General features: G+C 37.6%; 22 protein-coding genes. 9 read left to right on the top strand and 13 right to left on the bottom strand.

What is annotated here, in order from left to right; all coding sequences use genetic code 11:
* Positions 1-191 precede the first annotated feature (191 nt).
* The 3 genes from ACOH2D_RS02890 (at position 192) to ACOH2D_RS02880 (ending at position 4,348) form a co-directional block, all read left to right on the top strand.
* Positions 192-1,604 carry a Gfo/Idh/MocA family oxidoreductase gene (locus tag ACOH2D_RS02890; protein ID WP_348036280.1) on the top strand — a complete coding sequence of 471 codons (1,413 nt, stop codon included), beginning with the start codon at positions 192-194 and terminating at the stop codon, positions 1,602-1,604.
* A gap of 289 nt (positions 1,605-1,893) precedes the next feature.
* Positions 1,894-2,589 carry an OmpA family protein gene (locus tag ACOH2D_RS02885; protein WP_449534309.1) on the top strand — a complete coding sequence of 232 codons (696 nt, stop codon included), beginning with the start codon at positions 1,894-1,896 and terminating at the stop codon, positions 2,587-2,589.
* Between the two features lie 316 nt (positions 2,590-2,905).
* Positions 2,906-4,348: a glycosyltransferase family 2 protein gene (locus ACOH2D_RS02880; protein ID WP_348036287.1), complete on the top strand. Its 1,443-nt coding sequence runs from the start codon at positions 2,906-2,908 to the stop codon at positions 4,346-4,348.
* A gap of 573 nt (positions 4,349-4,921) precedes the next feature.
* Here ACOH2D_RS02880 and ACOH2D_RS02875 read toward each other — a convergent pair.
* From ACOH2D_RS02875 to ACOH2D_RS02835, 9 genes are all read right to left on the bottom strand, one after another.
* Positions 4,922-6,031: a formylglycine-generating enzyme family protein gene (locus ACOH2D_RS02875; RefSeq protein ID WP_348036278.1), complete on the bottom strand. Its 1,110-nt coding sequence runs from the start codon at positions 6,029-6,031 to the stop codon at positions 4,922-4,924.
* A 299-nt stretch (positions 6,032-6,330) separates the two neighbouring features.
* Complete coding sequence (locus tag ACOH2D_RS02870; RefSeq protein WP_348036276.1) at positions 6,331-6,714, bottom strand: DUF3037 domain-containing protein; 384 nt, start codon at positions 6,712-6,714, stop codon at positions 6,331-6,333.
* The gene (locus ACOH2D_RS02865; protein WP_449534308.1) at positions 6,704-7,483 is read right to left on the bottom strand and encodes a HipA family kinase; all 780 of its coding nucleotides are present in this window, start codon (positions 7,481-7,483) and stop codon (positions 6,704-6,706) included. The genes ACOH2D_RS02870 and ACOH2D_RS02865 overlap by 11 nt, the downstream gene beginning before the upstream one ends.
* A gap of 321 nt (positions 7,484-7,804) precedes the next feature.
* Positions 7,805-8,695 carry an arsenite methyltransferase gene (locus ACOH2D_RS02860; RefSeq protein ID WP_449534307.1) on the bottom strand — a complete coding sequence of 297 codons (891 nt, stop codon included), beginning with the start codon at positions 8,693-8,695 and terminating at the stop codon, positions 7,805-7,807.
* A gap of 224 nt (positions 8,696-8,919) precedes the next feature.
* Positions 8,920-9,252: an ArsR/SmtB family transcription factor gene (locus ACOH2D_RS02855; protein ID WP_348036273.1), complete on the bottom strand. Its 333-nt coding sequence runs from the start codon at positions 9,250-9,252 to the stop codon at positions 8,920-8,922.
* A gap of 161 nt (positions 9,253-9,413) precedes the next feature.
* A complete protein-coding gene (locus ACOH2D_RS02850; RefSeq protein WP_449534306.1) occupies positions 9,414-10,202 on the bottom strand; it encodes a YoaK family protein in 789 nt (262 codons plus the stop codon).
* Positions 10,203-10,331: 129 nt separating this feature from the next.
* Positions 10,332-10,898: a GNAT family N-acetyltransferase gene (locus ACOH2D_RS02845; RefSeq protein ID WP_449534305.1), complete on the bottom strand. Its 567-nt coding sequence runs from the start codon at positions 10,896-10,898 to the stop codon at positions 10,332-10,334.
* 145 nt (positions 10,899-11,043) lie between these two features.
* Entirely contained in the window at positions 11,044-11,616 is a 573-nt protein-coding gene (locus tag ACOH2D_RS02840; protein WP_449534304.1) for a GNAT family N-acetyltransferase, read from the bottom strand.
* A gap of 291 nt (positions 11,617-11,907) precedes the next feature.
* A complete protein-coding gene (locus tag ACOH2D_RS02835; protein ID WP_348036269.1) occupies positions 11,908-12,609 on the bottom strand; it encodes a hypothetical protein in 702 nt (233 codons plus the stop codon).
* 651 nt (positions 12,610-13,260) lie between these two features.
* Between ACOH2D_RS02835 and ACOH2D_RS02830 the strand changes: the two genes are divergently transcribed.
* A complete protein-coding gene (locus ACOH2D_RS02830; protein WP_449534303.1) occupies positions 13,261-14,181 on the top strand; it encodes a mechanosensitive ion channel family protein in 921 nt (306 codons plus the stop codon).
* 505 nt (positions 14,182-14,686) lie between these two features.
* Here ACOH2D_RS02830 and ACOH2D_RS02825 read toward each other — a convergent pair.
* From ACOH2D_RS02825 to ACOH2D_RS02815, 3 genes are all read right to left on the bottom strand, one after another.
* Positions 14,687-15,889, bottom strand: coding sequence for a class I SAM-dependent rRNA methyltransferase (locus tag ACOH2D_RS02825; protein WP_348036267.1), 1,203 nt, complete (start codon positions 15,887-15,889; stop codon positions 14,687-14,689).
* Positions 15,890-15,992: 103 nt separating this feature from the next.
* On the bottom strand, positions 15,993-16,577 hold the full coding sequence (locus ACOH2D_RS02820) for a TetR/AcrR family transcriptional regulator (protein ID WP_348036266.1): 585 nt from the start codon (positions 16,575-16,577) through the stop codon (positions 15,993-15,995).
* Positions 16,574-17,233, bottom strand: coding sequence for a transglutaminase-like domain-containing protein (locus ACOH2D_RS02815; protein WP_348036265.1), 660 nt, complete (start codon positions 17,231-17,233; stop codon positions 16,574-16,576). Before ACOH2D_RS02815 ends, ACOH2D_RS02820 begins: the two co-directional genes overlap by 4 nt.
* Positions 17,234-17,422: 189 nt before the next feature.
* On the opposite strand from ACOH2D_RS02815, the gene ACOH2D_RS02810 reads away from it, so the two are divergent.
* From ACOH2D_RS02810 to ACOH2D_RS02795, 4 genes are all read left to right on the top strand, one after another.
* A complete protein-coding gene (locus tag ACOH2D_RS02810) occupies positions 17,423-18,622 on the top strand; it encodes an acetyl-CoA C-acetyltransferase (RefSeq protein WP_449534302.1) in 1,200 nt (399 codons plus the stop codon).
* Between the two features lie 19 nt (positions 18,623-18,641).
* On the top strand, positions 18,642-20,783 hold the full coding sequence (locus ACOH2D_RS02805; RefSeq protein ID WP_449534301.1) for a 3-hydroxyacyl-CoA dehydrogenase NAD-binding domain-containing protein: 2,142 nt from the start codon (positions 18,642-18,644) through the stop codon (positions 20,781-20,783).
* A gap of 475 nt (positions 20,784-21,258) precedes the next feature.
* Positions 21,259-22,458, top strand: a complete 1,200-nt coding sequence (locus ACOH2D_RS02800; RefSeq protein WP_348036959.1) for an acyl-CoA dehydrogenase family protein — start codon at positions 21,259-21,261, stop codon at positions 22,456-22,458.
* A 338-nt stretch (positions 22,459-22,796) separates the two neighbouring features.
* Positions 22,797-23,855: a CaiB/BaiF CoA transferase family protein gene (locus ACOH2D_RS02795; RefSeq protein ID WP_449534300.1), complete on the top strand. Its 1,059-nt coding sequence runs from the start codon at positions 22,797-22,799 to the stop codon at positions 23,853-23,855.
* 127 nt (positions 23,856-23,982) lie between these two features.
* Here ACOH2D_RS02795 and ACOH2D_RS02790 read toward each other — a convergent pair whose 3' ends face one another.
* Positions 23,983-24,405, bottom strand: a complete 423-nt coding sequence (locus ACOH2D_RS02790; RefSeq protein ID WP_449534299.1) for a DoxX family protein — start codon at positions 24,403-24,405, stop codon at positions 23,983-23,985.
* 483 nt (positions 24,406-24,888) lie between these two features.
* Here ACOH2D_RS02790 and ACOH2D_RS02785 point away from each other — a divergent pair, with 483 nt between their 5' ends.
* Entirely contained in the window at positions 24,889-25,290 is a 402-nt protein-coding gene (locus tag ACOH2D_RS02785; RefSeq protein ID WP_348062859.1) for a nuclear transport factor 2 family protein, read from the top strand.
* Positions 25,291-25,292 lie beyond the last annotated feature (2 nt).

The raw sequence follows: 25,292 nt of genomic DNA, 5'->3' as shown, positions 1-25,292 counted from the left end.
CATGCTGTCCTATTCATATTTCTTAAAGTGAAACGCTCTTGAAGTCTTTAATAAACTTAATATATTTAGCGCTTCAGATATTGATAGGATTGATGCGATTTTTATTGGAGTGACCAATATGCTGCAAAATCATAGGAAATTTGAGCATTTTAAAGAGATATAATAAGAATAGAAATCTAATATATAATACAATGAGCGAGTCGAATAACAGAAGAAGTTTTTTAAAACTGACGGGATTAGCCGGGCTTGGAATGGCTGCCGGCGGACTGGTAAGTTGCGGTCCTGCCGTAAATATTTTGACACCACCTAATAGAGGCGTGTCTCGTTTTAACATGTCAGGTTACGCAGCACCTAAAATAGAAACCGTTAAAATTGGTTTTATAGGTTTGGGGATGCGCGGTCCTGGAGCAGTTAAACGCATGAGCTACATTGAAGGAGTTGAAATAAAAGCTTTATGTGACTTAAGACCGAAACAAGCTGAAAGTGCCAAGAAATTATTGGACGGTACCTCACACAATCCTAAAATTTATAGCGGTACCGAAAATGCTTGGAAAGAGATGATCGATACGGAAGATTTGGATCTGATTTATATCGCTACCCCTTGGGATTTACACGTACCCATGGCGGTTTATGCCATGAACGCTGGTCGACACACGGCGGTTGAGGTACCTGCAGCCAAAACCATCGATGAGTGCTGGGAATTGGTGGAAACCTCTGAAAAGACGAAAATGCATTGTATGATGCTCGAAAACTGTTGCTATGACTTTTTTGAGTTGCTTACTTTAAATATGGCTCGACAAGGTTATTTTGGCGATATCGTCCATGGGGAAGGGGCGTATATCCATGATCTGGTAGATCTGAATTTTAATAAAAATGCCTTTCAGGATATGTGGCGTTTAAAAGAAAATATTGGCCGCAATGGGAATCTTTATGGGACTCATGGCTTGGGGCCGATTTGTCAAATTATGAATGTGAACCGTGGGGATCAAATGGATTATTTAACCTCGCTTTCAAGTGCTGATTTTTCTATGGGACCAATGGCAAAGGATCTGTCAGCCAAAGATGATTTCTTTAAGCCTTTTGAAAATGCTGATTATAGAGGCAATATGAATACTACCATGATTAAAACCAAAAATGGTAGAAGTATCATGGTTCAGCATGATGTGAGTTCGCCACGGCCATATTCGCGAATTCATTTGGTAAGCGGTACCGAAGCCATCGCTCGAAAGTGGCCCTCAGAAAAAATCGGAAAAGGCCATTCTTGGTTAAATGATCAAGAATTTAAGGCTGTAGAGGAAAAATACACGCCAGAAATCGTAAAAAGAGTGGGCGACTTGGCCAAACAAGTGGGAGGTCATGGCGGCATGGACTTTATGATGGATTGGCGCTTAATCGATTGTTTGCGCAATGGACTGCCATTAGATCAGGATGTTTATGATGCGGCGCTTTGGAGTGCCATTACTCCTTTGAGCGAACAATCTGTAGCTAACCGCTCTAATTCCATAGATGTTCCAGATTTCACACGTGGCCATTGGAAAACCAATGCACCTGTTGATATTAGTTTAACGGGAGGTGGTAATACCAATGTGCTTTACGGTAAATAATATTTTTATGATAGTTTGAGTAATGATGCTATAAGTATCTTTTAATATCAAAACTAATAAGAGCATTCTTCTTGATTCAACTGAATTAGGAAGAATGCTTTTTCTTTTTCTACAAGTTGTAATTGAATAGCTTATTTGACATGTAGATATTTTTGGAGTGTGATTTTTAATCACTTGTTCTAAAATTGTTATTCTTTCTCTTGATTTAAGGGCGTCGGTTTTTTTAAATCAAGTTGGATTCTTTTTTCGTAATCACATAGATTGGAATGCTATTTTATAAAGGGAGTTTGTGTATGACAACATTTATTCGTTTTTAGAAACTTTGCCAATCATTGATGTTTATGCGGCTGTGATTGAAGGCACGGTTATAGATAAACAAACAGGATTGCCTCTCAAGGATGCTAGCGTTGTTTTAACTGATTCTGAGAATAAGGTGTTTAAGGAAGCTAATACGAACGAAAACGGTCAATATAGAATGTTTACAAATAAGTTTGAAGCGTATTTTGTGAGAGCATCTTTAGATAAATACGATGCCGATGAGTCGCTGACCCAATCAGGTTTAGCCCATCAAGAAGTGAGTTTCAAGCTGCAGCTTAATGAGGTTGCTTTAGTCCCTGGAACTGATTTGGCCAAAGTTTTAAATATTCCGATTATTTATTTTGATTTTGACAAGTCTGACATTAGAAAAGACGCTCAAGTAGAGTTAGAAAAGCTCTTGGCGGCACTCAATCAGTATCCTAATTTAAAAATACAAATCAGAGCACATACGGATAGCCGTGGTAATGACGCTTATAACAAAGCATTGTCTCAGCGTCGTGCCACATCTACCTTAAATTCTTTAGTAGCAAACGGAATCGATGCCACAAGATTATCAGCTGTTGGATTGGGTGAAACCGAATTGGTCAATAACTGTAATAATGGTGTTGATTGTTCGGAAGAAGAGCATCACAAGAACAGACGTTCAGAATTTATAGTAAAAGAATAAAATAAGGATTGAATGCATATTAAAAACCGGAGATTCGTCTTCGGTTTTTTGTTTTTCCATTCTTTTGAATGGTTATTGTTAAAAGTCATTGATCCATCGTTTTCCAGCTCTTTGAAGATACCGGCAAATTGTGTGAATAACCTTTACACTGTGTAAATACGTGTGTAAAATCTCTTGGCATGAGTAAAATTTACACACTTTTTAACTACCAACTCTATAAATAAGCCTGAAAACCACACTTTTTACAGATGGCACAGGTGTTGCTAATTACTAGATGAAAGCGATTAATTAAAACAATAAATTGATACATCTAAATATGAACATTGAAACGACAACTTTAAAACGGGAAAAAATTTCTGTAGCAGGTAAAACAACCAACGGGACTTTAAAAAAAGGTTCCTTTTTTAATGGCTTAAATTCAACAAAATCAATTAATCCATGGGGTATACTCGTCTTGATCAGTACGTTTATACTGATGATTGGTTCTGTGTTTTTGGTCTTTGATTTACAAAATGATTTTGCACAATTCAGAGAAGAGCGTGTGAACTCTACTTTTGGACTGATCTTTTTAACTGTCGCCACGGGGTTATTTTTCTTTAAGGCGGCTTTCTTCATTTATAATCTATATCTGTATTTTAGATATAAAGCGATTAAATCTGTTTCTAATGAAGAGTTACCTACGTGTACGGTAATCGTTCCTGCTTACAATGAAGGAAAACAAGTTTGGGATACCTTAATGAGTTTAGCTGATAGCGATTATCCAGAAGGAAAATTAGAGATATTAGCCATTGATGATGGTAGTAAAGATGATACTTGGTACTGGATGCAGCAAGCTAAAAGAAAATTGGGCGATCGTTTATCTATTTATCAGCAACCCAAAAACAAAGGAAAACGTCACGCGCTGTACCGTGGATTTCATTTAGGTAAAGGAGATGTTTTTGTGACTGTAGATAGTGATTCTGTCGTAAAAACGGATACGCTTAGAAATTTAGTGAGTCCGTTTGTAGTTAATGAAAACTGTGGTGCCGTCGCTGGAAACATTCGCGTTCTGAATAATGAAAGAGCTTTATTGCCGAAAATGTTGAATGTGAGTTTTGTATTGAGTTTTGAATTTGTACGTTCTGCAGAAAGTAGTTTGAACTCTGTACTTTGTACTCCTGGAGCTTTGGCGGCCTATAAAAGAACGGCAGTTTTCGCTTGTCTTGAAGACTGGATCAATCAAACCTTTATGGGACAACCTTCCGATATTGGAGAAGATCGTGCCATGACCAATATGATTTTGAAACAAGGTAAATATGTGCTTTTCCAAAGAAATGCCTACTGTTATACCAATGTGCCTGAGCGTTACAAAGGCTTGTACAAAATGTTTATCAGATGGGGTAGAAGTAACGTGCGTGAAAATATTCAAATGTCAAAATATGTTTTCACGAATTTTAGAGAAGGCTCTAAAATAGGAATACGCTTATTGTTTATCAGTCAATCGTCTAAAATCATCATGAGCTATCCGTTTTTAGTATTTATGTTGTTCTTTATTATAATGCATCCGGTACTATTCATCGTCTCTACGTTTGCTAGTATCTTGGTTTTGTCAAGTTTCCCAGTATTGTTTTATGCAAAACGTTATAGCTTTACAGAGTCTTTTTGGGCATATTCATATAGTATTTTATACACCTTTGGGTTGTTTTGGATCACTCCTTATGCCATAGCAACAGCGAGTAGAAGAGGTTGGTTAACCCGCGAACTACCAGCAGCAAATTAATAAAGGCCTTTTCTATGGGCATTTATAAATAATGTTAGAGGATTACGACTTGAAATTTAAGTTGTAATCCTCTTTCTTTTTCAAGAGATTTATGAGCCTCAATTGAGGTTTAAACCTCTCCTGATTCCAGGCAGACAAGGCTGCTAGAACGTTTGTCATACCGACACATACTCTAAAGTAAGTCTCTTTAAATTTAAAATTTTGACACGAATTTCACGAATTTGCACAAATTCACTCGCTACTTGAAAACTCGTCATTAATCAATTGCTACAGATTTCACGAATGCAACAGACTTTCAGTCGGTTTTTAAACTCAGCACCAGAAGGTTTGTCGGGTTGTGGTGCTTTAGGATATGATTGTTTAGGTTGTTTTTTGTTTTAATTAGGGGATTAAGGTTTTCCTAGCGGTAAACTAGCCACGCAAGTTGATGATGTCCCTATATGTAATTTATTAGAAATCTTAATAAACCATGCTGATTTAAAAAGAATTTTCATTTTAAGCCCTATGTTCAAATCTTTACGACACAAGTCTATTTTCTACCCTCTATATTCTAAGAGCGCAGCGGTCTAAATTCTACTTCCTCAGCATCGCCACTGTCGCCACCGTTCTAAAACCAACATGATCAGATCCAGAATCTAAACTGGTGCCCATGCGTGCAGAAATTCTAAAACTCGAGCAGTAGGATGCATGGCACAAAAATGAACCGCCTTTTATAATGTGTTCTTTTTGATAAGGATTATCTGGACTGTAAGATTTGTCAGCACCTGTCGGATTTATTAAAGGTTTTGAAGGGTCTAATTGTTTGTAATAATCCACGTTAAACCAATCACTGGTCAATTCCCAAACGTTTCCAAGCATATCATAAAGCCCAATACTGTTTGGAGCATAGGATTTTGATGGTGCAATTAACTCAAAACCATCGACACTTTCATTTTTTACAGGAAACGTTCCTTGCCAAGTATTTGCAGAAGCGTTTAGTAGGCTTGGGTCATTACCCCAAGTATAGATGTGCTCCGTATCTTTTCCTTGTGCAGCAGATTCCCATTCGGCTTCGGTTGGTAAGCGACGGTTCGCCCATTTGCAAAAGGCCAAAGCATCTTCGTAAGCCACGTGCACCACCGGATAATTATCTTTGCCATCGATATTGCTTTTTGGACCTTCAGGATGTTTCCAATTGGCGCCAATTTTCCACAACCACCATTGCGTGTAGTTGTCCATATCCGAAACTATATTTACATCCCTGTTAAATATTAAACTTCCGGGTTGAAGGATGCTGTCGGCTGGTTTTGGTGTGCCTTCTGGTAGTTCTTTTTTCATGTCTTCCCAGTCGATGGGACGTTCTGCTACCGTTATATAATTTGTGGCATCTACAAAAGCTTTAAACTGTTTATTGGTCACTTCAGTAATATCCATAAAAAAACCATCCACAGTAACCTTATGTGCCGGTTGCTCTCTTGGTAATGCAAACGGGTCGCCTGGTTTTGCGCCTTGTGTAAATGTTTTGCCCTCCACCCAAACCATGCCTTCTGGTGTTGGAATGTCTTTTGGTTGTTCCTTTAATAAGATATGTTCTGGAATTTCAGTAACACGTTCTTCTTTTTTGGCGGAAGGATTTTTGCAGTTTGCAAAAGCGAATAGAACGAGCGTGAAAAAGATGAGGTTTTTAGAGATATGGTGTGACATCAAATAGTATTTCAGGAGAGAATAGCTTTGGTTTAAGATCGAAAACTTAGATTTTTTCAAATGTAAATTTACGAAAAAAAACGAATTCGCTCATTCAACTTCAAAGCTTCTTCCATAAAAACATATACTGATCTGCGTATCTACAATCTGTGAAAATCTACGGGAAATAGGACGAGAGACGTGTTGTTGCTATTTGAAAAACTGTGACACAAAGTTCCACAAAGGAGACACCAAGGGCCACAAAAATGAGTGGTTTAGTATTTCATAATGAGGTAACAAGCAAAAAAGGTCGACGTTATTTATAATACGAAAGTATTGAAAAGCGCTTCCAATTCGTCTTCGGGATCTGTACACAATCCAGGATGGGTTTTTGAGCTTTGAATGATCGTGCTTCGTGAAGCGGCCAGCCATCTAAATCGGTCAGATAATTCAAACTGCCCAATAGTTCCGCCTTTTTCAGGACCGTCACATACAAGTTCCCAAGCTTTGAGATGGTTGTGCAACATGGTGATATCTAAATCCTCGGAAAAAGCTGTAAGCTTTTTGGTGTCAATCTTATATTTAATGCCCAAGAATTTTTTCCGTTTAGAAAAAAGAAGCACCCCAACATTAAAGAATTCTTCCCGCTCGACTTTAGGGACCACTCTGATAATTGCATATTCGTAAGTGACTTTATCTTGCATCTTGAGCTTCTTTTGCTAATAGGTCAATCATTGAAAGTTTTGTGGTCAGATACTGGGTGTATGCGGCGCGCATCTCGTCTGGAGATAATATATCGCCTTCATGGATTAACCAATCTTCGGGAATATTCGCGATGATTTCTTCAATTTTAGAAGCGGTCAACGTCAATTCAATATGCTTGGCTGCGGCTGATATTTGCGTGGCCTGATCTAATAAAACGTGATCTTTTATGAGTGGAAAAGTTCTGGTCAGATGGTTTTCCCAAGTTGGCCAGTTATGATGAAAGTAAAAACTAGCACCGTTGTCAATAATCCAAAGTTCCTTGTTCCAAATAAGGACGTTCGGATTTTTTGGCGTGCGGTCAATATTACTGATGATACTATCTAGCAAAACTACTTTAGAAGCCAAAAGTCCATCTATTTCTGTGACCAACGGATCAAAAGTGATGGCGCCCGATAAAAAATGCAGACCAAGATTAAGACCGACGCTAAACTTTAGTAAATCCTGAATCTCTTCATCAGGTTCCGTTTTGCTGAAGGAATCATCAAGGTTCATAAAAACCACTTCTGGCACTTTTAGTCCGATGGCTCGCGCTAGTTCGCCACCGATAAATTCGGCGATAAGTGCTTTTTTTCCTTGTCCTGCACCACGAAATTTAAGGACATACATAAAGCCATCGCTGGCCTTAACAATAGCGGGCATGGAGCCGCCTTCGCGTAAAGGCGTAACATATTGCACCACATCAACGGTGCGAATATCGAGTGTATTCATAACGACGAAGATACTAAAAATGAAAATTGCTCAGGCATCAAAAAATATAGAATTAAGATCAGCTATTATTTTGGCTTTCCTGAGCAATTTATTGATCTCAAATTAAGTTGAAATCCCGTTAGAGCATTGGTCACTGGTATGAACTTTAGTGCATGTCACTTTATCTTCTAAAATTTTTTGACACGAATTTCACGAATTTACACGGATTCACTCGTTCCCTGAAAGTATTAGCGTAAATTATTTACTTTTAATTTCACGAATTTAACAGACTTTCAGTCTGTTTTAAAAACAAAGGCAGTTTAGTCCATTGATTTATTTTACTTAGCAACATCCGGTAGATGGCGAACAACAATCCGTGCTCTTCCAAAGTTCCGATAGTTTTACTTTTGATTTTTCTATGGCAATGCCATCTTTTTCGGCATAAACGGTAATGCTGAAAATTCCAGTGGCACCTTTGTTGAACTCATTAGTTTCTTCTTGTGAAAGATATTTGATAAGGATATCATCAGGAATCGTAATCGGTTTTTCCTTTTGAATGGTTAGGTTTTGGAAACCTTGATCTATGATTAATTGAAGGTATTCTGATTTCTGAATCGCGCCTGCCACACATCCGGCATACATTTCAGCATCATTTCTTAAAGTATCAGGAAGATCGCCTACCAATACAATATCTGAAATACTAAAATGTCCGCCAGGTTTTAAAACCCGATGAATTTCGCCAATCACTTTTTGTTTGTTGGGCACAAGATTCAGCACACAATTGCTGACAATCACATCGGCAACAGCATCGTTAACGGGCATCGCATCAATATCGCCTTCTCTAAACTCGACGTTGTTATAGCCTAGTTTTTCTGCATTGATACGTGCTTTTTCAATCATGATCGGTGTGAAATCAATCCCGATAACTTTGCCTTCAGCACCTGTTTCGTGACGTGCAACAAAGCAGTCATTTCCTGCTCCAGAACCCAAATCGATAACCGTATCCCCTTTTTTAATTTTTGCAAACTGCGTCGGAAGTCCGCAGCCTAAACCTAAATCAGCCTCTGCGTTATAACCACTCGTTTCCGAATAGTCATCCATCATAATATTGTAAATTTTGTTGGAAGGTGTCGTAGCGCCGCAACATGAGGCGGCATTTTCGGCTTTTCCTTGTTCGGCGATTTTAGCATAACGCTCTTTGACGATGTCCTTTAATTCTTGTTCTTTATTCATGGTAATTAATTTTATAGCGATTTGTTCTATTCAGATTATACTTTTTAGAGTGTTCAGATATTTCACAGTTACCGTTATTGCAGTTCTATTGATATTGTCTTTTTTTAGAAATACACAACACATAGAAATATAGACTAGTTGTAAATTTCAAAGTCTCTATTTTCAGTCCTTTACGGTTTTAGTCTTTATTCTTGATTCTTAAAGCGAAGCGTGTCTTAATTTTATTAGCAGCACTCCTCTTTTAACGAAATGTCCTGATTTAGAAATTCCGATAGGAGAGCCTTCATTTTTGTCCAATTTTTCACATCAATGCAATAGCAAACCGTTGTGCCTTCAATGCTGCCTTTAATTAAACCCAGGTTTTTCAATGCTTTTAAATGTTGTGAAATGGTAGGTTGCGCAAGTCCTATTTCATTAACAAGATCGCCACAAATGCAGGCCTCCATTTTGAATAAATGCTGTAAAATGGCCACGCGGGCAGGATGTCCAAAAGCCTTGGCAAATTGTGAAATCTCGTTTTGTTGATCGGTAAATATCTCGGTTTTCGATAGGCCCATAAGTAGATCATTTTGTGTATCGTAATATTACGATGAATGGAATTCTTGTCAAAATTATTTTTTATTTATTTTAGAAATTTTTATAAAATAAATTCGTTTTGACTTGGATTACGAGAACTATCGGGGAGATTTGTTAGTATTGAAGCGCGATGAAAAGTGTGTTATTTCTTGCCGTCAACTATGGTCGACATATGTTTGCGCGACTTAAAGATGGATTTAATAATGCGCTTGTGTCTTCTTTTGGTCGTGATCAAACGAAGTCTGAAATCGTCATAAAATAGACTTATTAATAAAATTAATGCTCCAAGAAGAAGCGTGTTTAACTTCCAATCTAATTTGGAATAGAAAAATCCGCCGGTCAATCCTCCGAAGAAAAAGAAGCAAATAATATAAAGACGTAGTTTTATGTTCGATTTTATATGGGCTCTTTTAGGACGGTATTTTGGAAATAATAATTGGGAAATCTCAATGCCTAAATCGGTAAATAAACCCGTGAGATGCGTTGTTCTAACCACAGCATCTGAAATTTTGGTCACAAACGAGTTCTGTAGTCCCATGACAAATAATAATAAACACACCATGAGTTGAGGGTTTTCTGTTTTAGGGAAATTGCTAAAAAAGGCAAGTCCTATTAAAATTACACTTTCAATAACCGTTGGTATGACATAAACATTCAGTTTCTTGTTTTCTTTATACTTTTCAATGAGGAAACTCGAGAAGAAAGAACCAAATAGAAATGAAAAAATATACAGAAAATAGATGGTGCCTTTCCATAATTTGAAATCCGCAACATCGCGTATAAATAGCGCAAAATGGCCCGTGACGTTGGTGGTCAATTCGCTGAAGGCTAAGAAACCGGTCACATTCACGATTCCGGCAACAAAAGACAAAATCGTGGCAATACGTAGATTGTGTTTTAAAGTTCTTCTTTTGCCTTGATGTCTAAACATGTAATTCGTCTTTACTGTGTTTGGTTAAATCTTAATTTACGGTTTTATGACGGGATTCCGAAAAGCGGTTGTCTTTTTTATAAACTCAAATGAAAGTTTCACTTAGAAATTGTCATGAAGCCTCCGCCGCTAGGTTAATACAGAATTTTTCATATCAAACGCTAATCCGATATACGTGTTATTATTAAACTGAAATTCATCGATAATTTCCCAGCCTAATTTTTTAGTGTGTGCCTTTTCAGAAATCACATTGATTTTATTGATGAAGGTTATGGAGATTGGATACTTTTTAAGGAATTCAAGGCGCATTTCTTCAAAAATTTGATTCAACAAACCTCTACCTCTATAGCGTTCATCGATGCAAACGGGGCCATATTGAAAACTGTTTTCTGTTGTGATGGGATTGCCATGAAACGATAACTGTGGAAAACGAGAGACCATAAAAATGAAAATTTCCCATTGCTCAAAATAGCTCCAACTTCCCGCAAAGGCGTAGGCAATAATGCCATCGTCTTCATTTTCTGCGATAAATATCCCGTTTTGTTGAATGATTTCTTCAATTTGAGGAATCGTAAAAGGCGTGGTCACAAATCCTTTTTCTCGTTCTTGATCAGTTAAATTTCTGTAGAGGTACTTTTCTTGAAGCGATAGAATGCCTTTGATGTCATCCTGAGTTCCAATTCTAGTGTGTATCATGAGGAATTATTTATTATGAAAAGTGAGGAGCAGCCTTGGTTTTAAGACTTCTAAATTAATAAATAATTATGGATTAGAATATCCGAATTATCAGTTTTAAAGAGGAATGGTTTTTTAAAAATAGGGTCGTAATTGATTTAACCTCTTATGACGTTATGGACTTCGGTTTGACCTGAAGATGCAATAATTTGTTACCGACTAGCATTTTTTCTCCAACAGGCTCAAACCCCAGTTTTAAATATAAGCGTTTAGCATTCGGATTGCTTTCCTCTACCAGAAGGCCAATGGCTTTATCGTTTTGAGTCACATAATAATGGATTAAAAACTGTAATAATTTAGCGCCGATACCTTTGCCTTGATGATTTGGGTTGACGCCTAAGGAGTCTATGTAAAATTCGCCGGGCTGTGTTTCATCCTCAGGATTGAAAACTTTCGAGAAATGCGTTTCAATGTATTGTATGATCGGTGCTCTTAAGCGTTTTAATTCGGAACCGTCGTAAATGTTTACTGCGGCAATGATTTGATGGTCTCCTTCAACTACGAAACAGTTCTGATAGGAGTATTGATTGTTTTCTTTTTGTACAAAATGAAGCAGAAACTCCTTAGCCTTTTTGGGATCGTTTTGTCCGATAAATTCGCAGACAATGTCTTCCATGGCTAACAGCAGATAAGTTGCGATCGCGTCAGAATCTTCTAAAATTGCTTTTCGTATAATCATTATAATGGGGTCTTTTTGTGAAGGCGTTAATAGTCCGCAAAGATCGGCATTTACAAGGCTTTTTATCGCATATAATCCAGATAAATTACAAAGCTTAAAATGTAAGTCCTATCTAAATCTGTTAATTCATCATGCTTTTTCAAAAAGTAAGCCTTCATTTTTTAGATTGCGATGGCGCTTTAATTCATAGATTTAGTAGATGAGCTATAGTCATAAAAAATCCGTTTTCGATGTCATCAAAAACGGATTCCTTGTATTTTATAAACTAAAAATAATAAGCTATTATGTCTTTTAAGAGGGATCAACAACGGCTTCCTCAGAAACACCTTTGATTTTCAGCGCTCTCTTTTCACAAGTTTTGCAAAGTTCAGAAATGCCTTTCTTTTCCCATGATTCTTTAACCGTTCCTTCGGAGATGCCTTCTCTTCCTTTAATGTGTTGACAGTCTTTAAAAATATGGTATTTATTTCCGGCAGTCGTCCAATAGACATGATCATTATCAAAATTGAGATCTTTTAAAACGCTGGTTTGTTCGTTGATTTCTTTGGTATATTTTTCAATGGATGGCGGATTAAAATCTACCCCAGAAATACCAGCAATCAGTAGCGCAACAACCGCAATTGAACCTGCAATTCCTTTTGTTTTGCCATTAACATCTTTGTTCATAAAGATGAGAATTACCAAAGGCAAAAATGCTAACACGCCCATAATGGCACCCAGCTGATTTTGAACAAAAAACTTGGTCTTGTTTTGTTCAGAAGCAGGATCCAAACGATTGGCTTTTTTCCAAAGCATTGACGCCGTTATGGATAAGGCAAGGATGGCGACAATAACAACGATTAACCAAACCAAGGTTTCATCGTGGATTAATTTGAAAATGGCGAATATCTGTCCAGCAATGGCGATAATCCAGGCCAAAAATGCGAAAAGACGTAACTGTTTTGCTTTGCCCTTACTTTCAGGACTGGCTTCGAATACTTTTTGTTCTGACATAATTTTAGTTTTTTGTGGGTTGCAGGTCAAGTGGATGAGCAAAAACCTAAAATGTCAAGGCTTCTGAACATTTCACTTTGGATTTTATACATCAAATATAAGATAAGTTCGACTATTTTTAAATGCCACCCATTCATTTTCTAATCAAGCAATTACAAAAAAAACAATTCACAAATCAGGCAATCTTATGACTGTCCTCTTCAAGGTAATTGAACTATCGATAATAGGCAGTGTTTAATTATTCACGGAGAACCTAAAACCCACCAATTCTTGACAAGGTCATCGTTCTATATAATGACTTTTGTCTATATCTTATTCAAAAACACTATGGTCCGGAAAAGAATTAAGACACTTCGACAAGCTCAGTAACCGCCGCTTCGCTAATAGAACCAAGAACAAAGACTAAACTCGTAAGTAATTGAAAATAAGTGCTGTGAAATTCATGATTAGAATGTGTTATGATTTTTTAGCAATAGTTTTCAAAAAACCTCGAAATGTAGGAGATTGAGGATCAAAAACATTTAAAGACCTTTATTTATCACTATTCTTAGTAGATCATCGCAACTTTAATCGGACAACAATGATTCAAAAAGTCTAATTAATTTAAGAAGATGTGTTAATTTCGCAATTATAAATAGAAAGGGAAAAGCTATGAAAAACCAGAAGAAACACGCAATTACAATTTACATCGTCATGGCGGTGTTATTGATAGCAGTACATTATGTGTTGGACTTAGAGTTTTTTGAGTCGTGGGGGAAATTGACGCCTTTCTTAAAGAAATTGACCCTCAGTTTGTTTTTGATTTCCTTAATCTTAATGATCAGTAAAATCATTGAAAAAGTAGTCACTGCTCAGGCGCGAAGTGAAGGCGATCGGTATAATCTGTTGCGAATTATTAGGTTTCTTACGATTGTATTCAATTTAATCGTGGTTATTTCTTTTTTATTTAAGAGTCTTTATGCGGCCGCGCTTAGTGTTGGATTATTTTCGTTGGTTGTCGGTTTTGCATTGCAGGCACCCATCACTTCTTTTATTGCTTGGATTTATTTGATTTTTAGACGGTCGTATTTAGTCGGAGATCGTATTCAAGTCAAGGGGTTTCGCGGGGATGTAGTTGAAATCAGTTATCTGGATACGTCAATTTTAGAGTGCAGTGGCGATTATTTAGGCAACGATAGAATGAGCGGTAGAATCATTCGTTTTCCCAATAGTTTGATATTGAGAGAGGAAGTTATTAATTATTCCGGCCCGCAAATTCCATTTATTTGGGATGAAACTGCCATTCAAGTGCTTTATACGACAGATTTAGAGTTTGTGGAAAAATGTCTGTTGGAGGCTGCTCACAAAGATTTTATGGAACATTACCCACAGCGTTCGGGTAAAGGTTATGAGCAATGGAAACCCGCGGTTTATTTTAGGATAAATACAAGGGCATGGATGGAAGCTGTAATTTCTTATCCAGTGGAGCCAATAGATACTACGGGACGACGCAATCGTATTTTGAGATATGCCTTGCCGTTGTTGAATGCGGCTCCTGATAAAGTTCAGTTTCCTGATACACCAAAACGGTAATGCCTTAAGTGGTTATGTGTGGGTTTTTTGATGTCCAAAAGGTTTGACAAGGATTTCACGGATTTTCACGGATGCAAGATGTTTTCGGAATCAAGAATCTGTAAATTTCCATTAGCTTCTAAGTTTTTTTTGACACGAATTACACGAATTTGCTCGAACTCTTAAAAATACAACTTTACATTTCACGAATGTAAAAGGTTTTCAGAGCCAGGAATTTGCGTTAGGTTCAAAGTTTTTTGAAACGAATTGCACGAATTCGCTCGAACTCTTAAAAATACAACTTTACATTTCACGAATGTAGAAGTCTTTCAGAATCCAGAATCTGCGTTAGGATCAAAGTTTTTTGACACGAATTGCACGAATTTTCGCGAATTCTTAAAATACAGGTTTACATTTCACGAATGTAAGAGATTTTCAGAATCAAAAATCTGCGCTATCTGCGGGAAAAATTTTGAGTGGGAACTGTTCTTACCATCCTAAAAAACTATGAAGAAAAACATTACATCTATCCCTTTTGATAAAAGATCGTCTTCAAATAGTTGCTTTCTGGAAACGTGATCGGGTGGTCATCATCATGTAAAGTATGGTGTAAATACTTCCAACCGTTAGCGCTTGTGATTTTTGCATTTTGATGGATCTTTTCGAAGTCTTCTAAACTGATACGGCTGGAACAGGAGCCTAAAATTAATGTGCCTTTTGTAGCCACCAATTCTTTTCCTAAACGAGCTAATCTTTCGTATTGTTTTGAGGCGCTAACCACTTCGCTGGCTTGCTTTGCAAATGACGGGGGGTCAATGATCACCATATCAAATTGCGCTTTTTGCGCGATCAATTCATTCAAGGCCACAAAGGCATCTGCGGCCATGGGTGTCCATTTTGAAGCATCGATTTTATTGAGGGCAATGTTTTCAGAAGCCACATCCATCGCATGTTGACTGATGTCAATTGACGTCAATGATTTGGCATTTCCTTTTAAGGCATGAATGCCAAAACCACCCACATAACTAAACACGTCCAATACTCTTTTTCCTTTGGCATGTTGCTGAACCCATAAGCGATTCGGGCGTTGATCCAAAAAGAATCCTGTTTTATGACCGGATTGCGTATAGGCGTAGAATTTCACACCATATTCTTCAAAAGCTACTTTTTCGGAAGACAGCGGTTGACCAATAATAGCGCCTTCTTGATAGGGGAACGTATTGTTTTGTGCTATTTTTCGGCTGAATCTGATGACGATGGTTTCTAAATCATATTGGGCTTTAATTTCGGTAATCAAGACTTCAAGGTAGGGTTTCCAGATGTCTGAATAGATTTTCAATACTCCAATTTTAGCATACACATCTAAAATTAAACCAGGGAAATCATCGTTCTCGCCATGAATCCCTCTGTAGCCCGTAACGCCATTATGAATTAAAAGTTCTCTTTTAGAATACGCTGCTTTAAGTTGAGATTTCCAAAATTCGGTGTTCAATTGCAAGCGACCACCTTTAAAAATGATTTTTATACGGATGATTTCTTCAGGATCCCACAATCCAAAGGCAAAAGGTTTATTCGTGCGTTGATCGAAGATGACGCATAAACTTCCGGCCAAGGCATTGGTTTCTGGTGCTTTCTCGATGCTTTGTTCAAAAACCCAAGGATGCCCTTGTTTCACTGCTCTTTCAGCTGTTTTATTTAATTTGATGGCAATGGTTGCAGGAACTTTCATAGGTTGAATTTATGATTGCAAAAATAGCGAAAAATAGAGCACATTAAGGTTGAAAAGTGGCGTGATCTGAATTTATTGAAGGTAAATTTGATACTGATAAATGTTACTTTTTACCTGGCTGCTTATTAAATAAATCAATCGTTTTTTCAATTGCTTTATCAAAGTTATTCCACGAATCCTGAGAGGTTAAATCGATAGTGATAAACTTTTTATTGAATTTTGAGAGCAGGGTGAAATAGACATAACCGCCAATCATCAGTTGAAAGGCGTGGTTAAGTGAACTGTCTTTATCAGAAATGGCGAATATCTTACCTATTTCTTTATTACTGTATTTAAATAAATTGTGGGTAGCTTCATTGTTTTCGAGTAATTGCCAACGCAAAATTTCTTGCGTCAGTTTATTTTCACGAAGTTCTTTGGTTCCTGCTTTGGCAAATTCTTTAAGATCTTCTACCGTTTCTAAATCCCGATCATGAAGTGCGAGCATCGATTTAAAAAAATCGCCTTTTTTTGCAAGTTGAAGGAGTAGGCCTTGCAAGCCTCCATAATAGCGGTAAATCAGTTCCTTTGAAACCCCAGCTTTTTTAGCAATGGCATTAATGCCGACGGCTTGAGGGCCTTTTTCTTCTAGTAGACTTAAAAAACTCTCGTAAATTTTCTCTTCGGTGGCAGCTCTATCTTTCTTCATGAGATGTCATGGAGGTTTAAGACCATACCTAATTTAAAATGACCGGTTTGCAATGGCGGATAAGTGTTCTTCATCAAATCGAACATGTAGGATAATGGGACGTGATCAAAAGTACCATAATCTTCTAAATACTCCATGAATTCGATGGTGCCCGACATATCATAAGATTGGAACAAGGAGTCATTTAGGCCATCAAATTCTAGGGGAGAAACATGAAGTTTTTCACATAAGGTTTTATTAAATGCCGGAGTTGCCTTTACCCATTTGTCATTTAAAAATAGCTCCACATAACCATGGGGCACGAGGACATCATTACCGAATTTTTCGACAATTTCCTCAACGGCAATATGATTTTTAACTTTTGCTAAGCCTAATCGCGCAGGGATGTTTCTTCCGCGTAAAACACTGATGAGTAAAATGGCTTTGTCCAAACAATGTCCCGATTTGCGTGAGCTAATTTCAGATGCTTTCCAATCGTTTTCAATTAAACTGAAGCGATAGGGATTATACGGCCAAGTATCTCGAATATGGTAATAGGCTTTGAGTGCAAAATCTAGAGGAGAAGAATTACCGTCATCAATGGTTGTGATTATATTTTGAATAGCCACAGATGAAAAATCAAAATTATTATTTTCTTCTAAATAGGTCGTTGCCATATCGGTTATTTTTTAGATTAAAATGCAGATTAGTAGTAATCTACATACTATAAGTTTTATGTCGATTTTGAAGATTTATAATATTTTATTTGACAAATATAAATCTTTATCATAAATTCGTTACCATGTGGTCACATATTTTTTTATCTTTCATGTTACCACCTAGTAACCTTTTAATAATTGAATTCAATGGATGCATATATTTATGATTCTGTAAGAACTCCTCGAGGCATCGGGAAAAACACAGGGAGTTTATCTCAAGTCAGTCCGGTGCAATTAGTAACGACTTTGCTTTCAGCATTAAAACAGCGTAATAATTTAGATACGTCTTATGTAGAAGATCTCGTGTTAGGATGTGTCACGCAAGCCGGCGAGCAGGGAGGTAATATTGCTAAAGTCGCGGCTCAGGTGGCGAATTACGGCGATCATTTGGCGGCTGTTTCATTAAATAGATATTGTGCTTCTGGATTAGAGGCAGTAAATCAGGCGGCAGCTCGCGTAATATCTGGTTGGTCTGATCTTATTATTGCAGGTGGCGTAGAGTCGATGTCGAGAGTATCTATGGGAATTGATGGTTCGGCTTGGGTTATGGAACCCGATGCAGCCTTTGGAAAGTTTGTGCCACAAGGAATTTCGGCAGATTTAATAGCCACAAAATATGGGTATTCACGAAACGATGTGGATCGTTTTGCTTTAGAATCTCAAAAAAGAGCCACCGCGGCTTGGGCGAAAAATGCATTCCAAAAATCGATCATTCCAGTTATGGATATCAATGGCTTAGAAATCTTACCCATAGATGAATATATTCGTTCCAATACTACTTTAGAAGGTTTAGGAAAATTAAATCCAGCGTTTGAAATGATGGGACACATGTTGTTCGATCAAACTGCTTTAGATACCTATTTAGAAATCGAGCAAATTAACCATATCCATCACGCTGGTAATTCCTCTGGGCTTGTTGATGGCGCTGCATTAATGCTCATTGGTACCAAGGAAATTGGACAGAAATTAGGTTTGACAGCAAGAGCAAAAATCAGAATGGGCAGTATTATTGGATCAGAACCTCTAATCATGCTCGAAGGGCCAACGCCAGCTACTAAAAAAGCATTATACAAAGCCGGGATGAAAGCTTCTGATATTGATTTATGGGAGGTCAACGAGGCGTTTGCAGTCGTGCCTTTGCGTCTGATGGAAAACATGAAAATAGACCATTCCATTGTCAACGTCAACGGCGGTGCGATTGCGATGGGGCATCCTTTAGGAGCCACCGGCTGTATGATTTTAGGAACAGCTTTAGATGAATTGGAGCGGCAAGATAAAAGCACCGCCTTAGCCACGCTCTGCGTGGGTGGAGGCATGGGAATCGCTACAATAATCGAACGTGTGTAATCGCTTAAAAGAAAACAAAATGCAACATATAAAATATTCAATAGATACGGACGGAATTGCTTTTATTACTTGGGATGTCGCCAACGCTCCGGTTAATATCATGAACGAAGCAACCGTTATAGAATTTTTCACAGCGACAGATAAAGCTTTTAATGATGACACTGTAAAAGGAGTTGTTATCAATTCGGCGAAACAGGATTTCATTGCAGGAGGCGATTTGAAGTGGTTTTTAAATTATGATAAATCTAAAGAAGACGCTTTCGAAATGCTCATGCAAACACATCGTGCCATGCGTCAATTGGAATTATCTCCAAAACCAGTGGTGGCTGCCATGAACGGATTGGCATTGGGTGGCGGATTAGAAATTGCACTGGCTTGTAACTATAGAATTATGACCGATCATCCAAAAAATGTCATGGGATTGATAGAATGCTCTGTGGGATTATTTCCTGGTGCAGGTGGGACGCAACGTTTTTTGCGACTATTAGGCCCTCGAAAAGCGATTGAATATATTACCCAATCTAGACAACTAACGGCAGTACAGGCTTTAAAAGTTAAATTAGTCGATCAAATCTGTAGTCCAGAAGACGATATTAATGCCTTAGCAAAAGCATGGATATTAAAAAATCCAGAAGTACAGCAGCCTTGGGACGATAAACGTTTTGTGGTTCCTGGAACTCCAAATGGGATCGGACAGGTTTCTGGATTTACCGAGTTTTATTCCGTGTCAAATGCGATGGCGTATAAAACAACGCATGGTAATATGCCTCATATTAAAAATGTGTTGAGTGCTATTTATCATGGGAGTTCAACGGGAATAGATCATGCGTTGGAAGTTGAAGCGCGTTATTTTGTAGATACCTTATTTAGTAAAGAAACTAAAAACATTATTCGAGCCTCCTTCATTTTTATTGGCGATGCTGCCAAAGGAAAAGCGAAACCAAAAGGTTTTCAACAAACCACTTTTAGAAAAGTAGGCGTTTTAGGTGCAGGAATGATGGGCGCCGGGATTGCCTATGTTTCAGCTAAAGCAGGATTAGATGTGGTGCTTAAAGATGTCTCTTTAGAAAGCGCAGAAAAAGGGAAAGCTTATGCAACAAGCCTTGAACAGCAAAAAATAGAGAACGACAAATCAACTCAAGAGAAATCATCAGTAATTTTAGATCATATTATTCCTTCGGATAATTTGGAGGATTTAAAAGATTGTGATTTAATTATCGAAGCTGTTTTTGAAAATGAACAGTTAAAAAACACCGTCACAAAAGAAACAGAAGCCGTTATAAAACCCGGAGTTGTTTATGCCAGTAATACGTCAACAATTCCTATTTCTGCGCTGGCGAAAGCGTCGTCGCGATCGGATAAATTTATAGGCTTACATTTCTTTTCTCCGGTAGATAAAATGCCTTTGGTAGAAGTCATTGTCGGTAAAGAAACTTCTGATGAAACCTTGGCCGCAGCTATAGATTATGTGACCAAAATACGCAAAGTGCCGATTGTGGTTAACGATGGCCGCGGGTTTTTCACGTCTCGTGTGTTCGGGAAGTTTGTCAACGAAGGTATCGCCATGTTAACGGAAGGCATTCCACCTGCAGTTATAGAAAATGTAGCGAAGAAGCTAGGCATGCCCGTAGGGCCTTTGGCAATTTCCGATGAGGTCAATTTAAAACTCATGTTAGATATTATGGGAGAAGATCCTAATCTGTCAGATTTTGAAAAAGAATTGGAAAAAACGTTAACGACCATAGTTACAAAGCATCAAAGAACAGGAAAAAAAGAAGGCAAAGGATTTTATGACTATCCGAAAGGTGAAAAAAAACACCTCTGGAAAGAGTGGGCTGCCATTTATCCCGTTCAAACAGACTATGACGAAGAAGAAATAGGAAGACGTTTGTTATTTGCCATGGTCATTGATTCCTATAAGTGTTTGGATAGTGGCGTATTAAAAGAACCTAAAGACGCCGATGTCGGATCCATTTTAGGACTTGGATTCCCAATTTACACAGGAGGCGTGATGTCCTATATCGATTATACAGGGGCTCAAGAATTTAAAGATTATGCGGCTTTTTTAACTGAAAGGCACGGCGAGCGCTTCCAATTACCAGAAACACTTTTGGAGCGTATTCAAAATGCGGGCACCAATCGTGTATTTTACAGAAACTAAATAGTTCAACCATGAATGTTGAGGGTTTAATGGTGTTCCGAATTTGAAAAAATCCCGACGTAGGACTTTTAGACGTATGACATAAGACTAATTAAGATGCTCTCTGAGAACAAATTTATAAAAGACAACTAAATCACTATGGACTAAAGTGTTATAGGTTTTTTAAACAGACTGAAAGTCTGTTGCTTTCGTGAAATTTATCGTGGCAAATTTGAAACAACATTCTCAGAATATCAGTAAGTTCGTGGAAATTCGTGAAATTCGTGTCAAAATTTATAGAAGCTAAAGCGAGATGTGCTAAAGTGCATATTTTCAAATATTTATGAGACCAAAAAATGTGTATTAGTAACGAATAAACCCTAAGTCTTATGTCCTTTCGTCTTATGTAATAGGCCAAGTGGAAATCATAAAAAAATGACAGACACAAATAATGTAAAATCAACCAAAATAACAGCAACAGCAAAATAAAGAAGCCATGTTACAAACCGTATTATTAGAACGAAAAATATATGCATCAGAAGAACATCAAATGATGCGCGGAATGATTCAGGATTTCATTAAAAACGAAATCTTGCCTCAAATGGAAACTTGGGAAAAGCAAGGTATGGTCAGTCGGGACATCTGGAAACGCGCGGGCGACTTAGGCTTGCTGTGTATGGATATGCCAGAAGCTTACGGAGGCTCAGGATTAGATTTTAGTTTTAGCGCTTTATTTATTGAAGAATTAGCTAAAAAAGGAATTAGCGGACCTGGGTTTTCATTGCACTCCGATATCGTGGCGCCCTATATTTTAAAATATGGTACCGATGCTCAAAAAGAGCACTACTTACCACTTATGGCCACTGGCGAAATGATCACAGCCATTGGAATGACCGAGCCTAATTGCGGATCAGATTTGCAGGCCATCCGCACGACTGCGATTGATAAAGGCGATCATTATGTGGTGAACGGACAAAAAACATTTATAACCAACGGGTATCTGTCCGATATGTCCATTGTTGCAGTAAAAACAAATTCAGGTACTCCGAATGAAGGCGTTTCTTTATTAATTATGGAAAGCAAATGGGACGGGTTTGAAAAAGGGATTCCTTTCAAAAAAATAGGAATGAAAGCGCAAGATACTTGTGAGCTGTTTTTTGATAATGTAAAAGTTCCTAAGGAAAACCTATTAGGCAAAGAAGGCGAAGGCTTTGTGATCATGATGACCGAATTAGCACGCGAGCGTTTGTCTGTAGCCTTGTCAGCCATCGGAGGCGCTGAAGGTGCCATAGAAGACACCATCGCATACACCTCGACCAGGACGGCTTTTAAACAACCTATTGCAGGGTTTCAAAACACCCAGTTTAAATTGGCCGAGGCTGCAGCACAATTACAAATTCATCAAGCTTTTGTGGACCGTTGTACAGAAGATTTAGCACAGCACAAACTTTCCGCGGAAAGTGCTTCTATGGCCAAGTTCTCGGCAACGGATATGCACAGTAAAGTCGTGGATGAATGTTTGCAGTTATTTGGCGGCTATGGCTATATGTGGGAATATCCGATTGCACGAATGTATGCCGATAATCGTGTCGCACGGATTTATGCGGGTACCAATGAAATCATGAAATTAGTAGTGGCCAGAGGACTTTTCAAAGAGTTGTTTGCTCAAATGAAAGCCATACGCAAGAAGGACTAAACACCAATGGAATAAAACTAAAGTGGTATAGTTTATTAGCAGACTGAAAGTCCGTTACATTAGTGAAATCGATAGTAACTGATTTGCGTACTTATTTTCAGGGAATGAATGAATTTGTGAAAATAATGAAATTCGTGTCAACCTTTTAGACACATACACCAATTTGACAAACATTCTAGTTGAGGTTTAAATTATTTTGAGACCAACAGAGATTTAAAAACAGGATGAATGTCTGTTTCATTAGTGAGATCTATAATAAATATTCACACTCCCATTTTCAGGGTACAAGTGAATTTGTGATAATTCGTGTAATTCGTGTCAAAAAAACCACAAAATTAATGCAAGAAACCAAACCATTACAAGGTATTACCGTTATTGATTTTACACGCTTGCTTCCTGGGCCTTTAGGCACTCATTTTTTGAGTCAATTAGGCGCGCAAGTCATCAAAATAGAAGGCCCCAAACGTCTAGATTATACGCGATTTTATGATCCTAAAATAGAGGGTAGTTCAGTCATGTTTCATATGCTGAACCATTCTAAAGAACAACTTATTGTGGATTATGAAACAGAAGAAGGTTATCAAAAAACACTCGAATTAATAGCCACGGCAGATGTATTGATAGAACAGTTTCGTCCAGGAGCAATGGCGAGTTTTAATTTAGATTTTGAAACTGTAAAACAAATAAATCCCAATATAGTTTATGTTTCCGTAACAGGTTATGGGCAAAAAGGAGAATTGCATTTAAAAGCAGGTCACGATATTAATTATTTAGCGACTTCAGGGCTATTGGATTTAAACCGAGATGAACAAGGAAAACCTGTGATTCCCGGTTTTCAAATCGCCGATATTGCAGGAGGTTCTTATATGTTGCTTTCGGCATGTACTTCAGGTTTGTTGGCTCAAAAAATGCAGCAAAAACCACAGTATATCGATTTGAGTTTGCTGGATGCCACTATTCCAATAAACGCCATTGCCCATAGTATGTCGCAAGGGGGAGCATCGTATAAACAAACACCGATTCTAAGCGGTATGCTTGTCAATTATAATGTTTATGATTGCTTGGATGGAAAATGGATGGCATTGGGCGCTTTAGAACTCAAATTCTGGAATGACTTCTGTCAAATGGTTGAAAAACCAGAATGGATAGCAAAATCAGAAATGGAACTTATCAACGGCATTTTTCCCAAAAAAGATTTAGAACTGCTTTTTAAAACTAAAACAAGAGACGAATGGGCAAGTTTAAGTAAGGATTACGATAATTGTTTGTCTCCAATTTTAGAACTTGAAGAAGTCACGCATCATAAGCAAATACAAGAACGCGAGGTTTTTAAAGAAACTACGGTAAATAATACCACCATAAAAACCTATAATTTCCCTTTCAAAACCTATAGCTAACTCCAAATCCTTTCGTTATTATGCCAGAAAATTTAACGCGATTATTCGATTTGCCCGAATATCAATTAAAGCATACGCCTCAAGAAAAGGCGAAATAATAGGTTTCAAAAGGACTTAGTGTTCGAGATTATTTGCTGATGACTTGGTCTAACTCCAAATATTTTTGTTTCATCGTACTTAATGCAAAAGCGCCGGCAGATGCAATAAATACGGAATAATCGAAGGCTCCTTTTATTCCGATTGAAAAGGTCATGGAAAACGCGAAAATTAGTAAAAGAAGTCCGCTCAATTTTGCAAATAGTTCTGTTTTAAATCCAATCAGGATACAAATGGCAAAGACAATTTCGGCTGCTGTGGCAATAATTGCAAGGGTTGGAACTAAGGCGCTCGGAAACCAAGGATTTATGACTTCAGTGTATTGTACAAAATTACCCCAAGTTCCCCATGCCGAAACTTCTTTGCTCCACAGTCCAAATCGGTCGGCAACCGCCGATAAAAATCCGAGTGCAATGGCAATTCTTAAAAATATTTTGACGCTGTTTTTAGTCATTATGATCAGTTGAATTTAGTTAACACTTCTTTTAAATGCGAAGCGGTCTTTGGAAATAAAATCAGGTTTTAAGGTTTTTTTCTCAAGACGTTACTGTTTTTTAAATGAGCTAGAAATCAATCGAATAGATGCTAAAATGCCACATCGATTCTCATCTTTCTTAAATTTATTTCTAAATAAATAAAGGTAAAACAAATTGAGCTATTGACATCTGTAAATGGGAGTTTTATGTCCGAAATTTATCCGTCGTTAACTTCCGCTTAAAAAATGGAACGCCAAATTCAGAAGTGTTTTAAAGGAAGCAAATCTACTTAGTGGAAAAATGATTTCTACAATTGTTAATCCAGCTGAGAAATAAATTATTGTAAATTTGAAGCTGATAAAAAAAAACAAGAAATGCATAAAATAAAAATCTTACCTCTGTTTTTAGCTCTGGTATTTGGATTGCTAGTTGTGAGTTGTGGTTCAAGAAAGAGTAATAAAATGACGGATTCAGAAAAGGAGCTTGTGATTGCACAACAGTATAGTGATGTTGCCGATAGTTATTTGCGTTATTTGAATGAAAAAAATTTAGAGGGTATTTTATCGCTCTATGCTGAGAATGCAACTGTTGAAGATCCCGTTGGCAGCGATGTCATTACTGGTAAGGTGGAATTGCGCAAATTCTACTCGAAGGCCGTTAACATGGACCTAGTGCTTACTCGTACTGGACAGGTTCGTGTTGCTGGAGTTGAAATAGCCTTCCCTTTTCAGTTACGCATGAATGTAGATGGCGTTCCAATGGTCACAGATATCATTGATGTATTCCGTTTTGACGAAGCCGGTAAAATCGTTTCCATGCGGGCGTTCTGGGGGCCATTTAATCATAAGCCAGCCAACGAATAATA

Source organism: Gelidibacter sp. (genome assembly GCF_053579655.1).
The sequence above is the reverse complement of the archived record's forward strand: the minus strand, read 5'-3'. Positions and strand labels throughout refer to the sequence as shown.

Bases quoted from the DNA above. Each gene is read 5' to 3' on its own strand.
- ACOH2D_RS02890 (WP_348036280.1), top strand. From the start codon at position 192: ATGAGCGAGTCGAATAACAGAAGAAGTTTTTTAAAACTGACGGGATTA.
- ACOH2D_RS02880 (WP_348036287.1), top strand. From the start codon at position 2,906: ATGAACATTGAAACGACAACTTTAAAACGGGAAAAAATTTCTGTAGCA.
- ACOH2D_RS02875 (WP_348036278.1), bottom strand. From the start codon at position 6,031: ATGTCACACCATATCTCTAAAAACCTCATCTTTTTCACGCTCGTTCTA.
- ACOH2D_RS02870 (WP_348036276.1), bottom strand. From the start codon at position 6,714: ATGCAAGATAAAGTCACTTACGAATATGCAATTATCAGAGTGGTCCCT.
- ACOH2D_RS02865 (WP_449534308.1), bottom strand. From the start codon at position 7,483: ATGAATACACTCGATATTCGCACCGTTGATGTGGTGCAATATGTTACG.
- ACOH2D_RS02860 (WP_449534307.1), bottom strand. From the start codon at position 8,695: ATGAATAAAGAACAAGAATTAAAGGACATCGTCAAAGAGCGTTATGCT.
- ACOH2D_RS02855 (WP_348036273.1), bottom strand. From the start codon at position 9,252: ATGGGCCTATCGAAAACCGAGATATTTACCGATCAACAAAACGAGATT.
- ACOH2D_RS02850 (WP_449534306.1), bottom strand. From the start codon at position 10,202: ATGTTTAGACATCAAGGCAAAAGAAGAACTTTAAAACACAATCTACGT.
- ACOH2D_RS02845 (WP_449534305.1), bottom strand. From the start codon at position 10,898: ATGATACACACTAGAATTGGAACTCAGGATGACATCAAAGGCATTCTA.
- ACOH2D_RS02840 (WP_449534304.1), bottom strand. From the start codon at position 11,616: ATGATTATACGAAAAGCAATTTTAGAAGATTCTGACGCGATCGCAACT.
- ACOH2D_RS02835 (WP_348036269.1), bottom strand. From the start codon at position 12,609: ATGTCAGAACAAAAAGTATTCGAAGCCAGTCCTGAAAGTAAGGGCAAA.
- ACOH2D_RS02830 (WP_449534303.1), top strand. From the start codon at position 13,261: ATGAAAAACCAGAAGAAACACGCAATTACAATTTACATCGTCATGGCG.
- ACOH2D_RS02825 (WP_348036267.1), bottom strand. From the start codon at position 15,889: ATGAAAGTTCCTGCAACCATTGCCATCAAATTAAATAAAACAGCTGAA.
- ACOH2D_RS02820 (WP_348036266.1), bottom strand. From the start codon at position 16,577: ATGAAGAAAGATAGAGCTGCCACCGAAGAGAAAATTTACGAGAGTTTT.
- ACOH2D_RS02815 (WP_348036265.1), bottom strand. From the start codon at position 17,233: ATGGCAACGACCTATTTAGAAGAAAATAATAATTTTGATTTTTCATCT.
- ACOH2D_RS02810 (WP_449534302.1), top strand. From the start codon at position 17,423: ATGGATGCATATATTTATGATTCTGTAAGAACTCCTCGAGGCATCGGG.
- ACOH2D_RS02805 (WP_449534301.1), top strand. From the start codon at position 18,642: ATGCAACATATAAAATATTCAATAGATACGGACGGAATTGCTTTTATT.
- ACOH2D_RS02800 (WP_348036959.1), top strand. From the start codon at position 21,259: ATGTTACAAACCGTATTATTAGAACGAAAAATATATGCATCAGAAGAA.
- ACOH2D_RS02795 (WP_449534300.1), top strand. From the start codon at position 22,797: ATGCAAGAAACCAAACCATTACAAGGTATTACCGTTATTGATTTTACA.
- ACOH2D_RS02790 (WP_449534299.1), bottom strand. From the start codon at position 24,405: ATGACTAAAAACAGCGTCAAAATATTTTTAAGAATTGCCATTGCACTC.
- ACOH2D_RS02785 (WP_348062859.1), top strand. From the start codon at position 24,889: ATGACGGATTCAGAAAAGGAGCTTGTGATTGCACAACAGTATAGTGAT.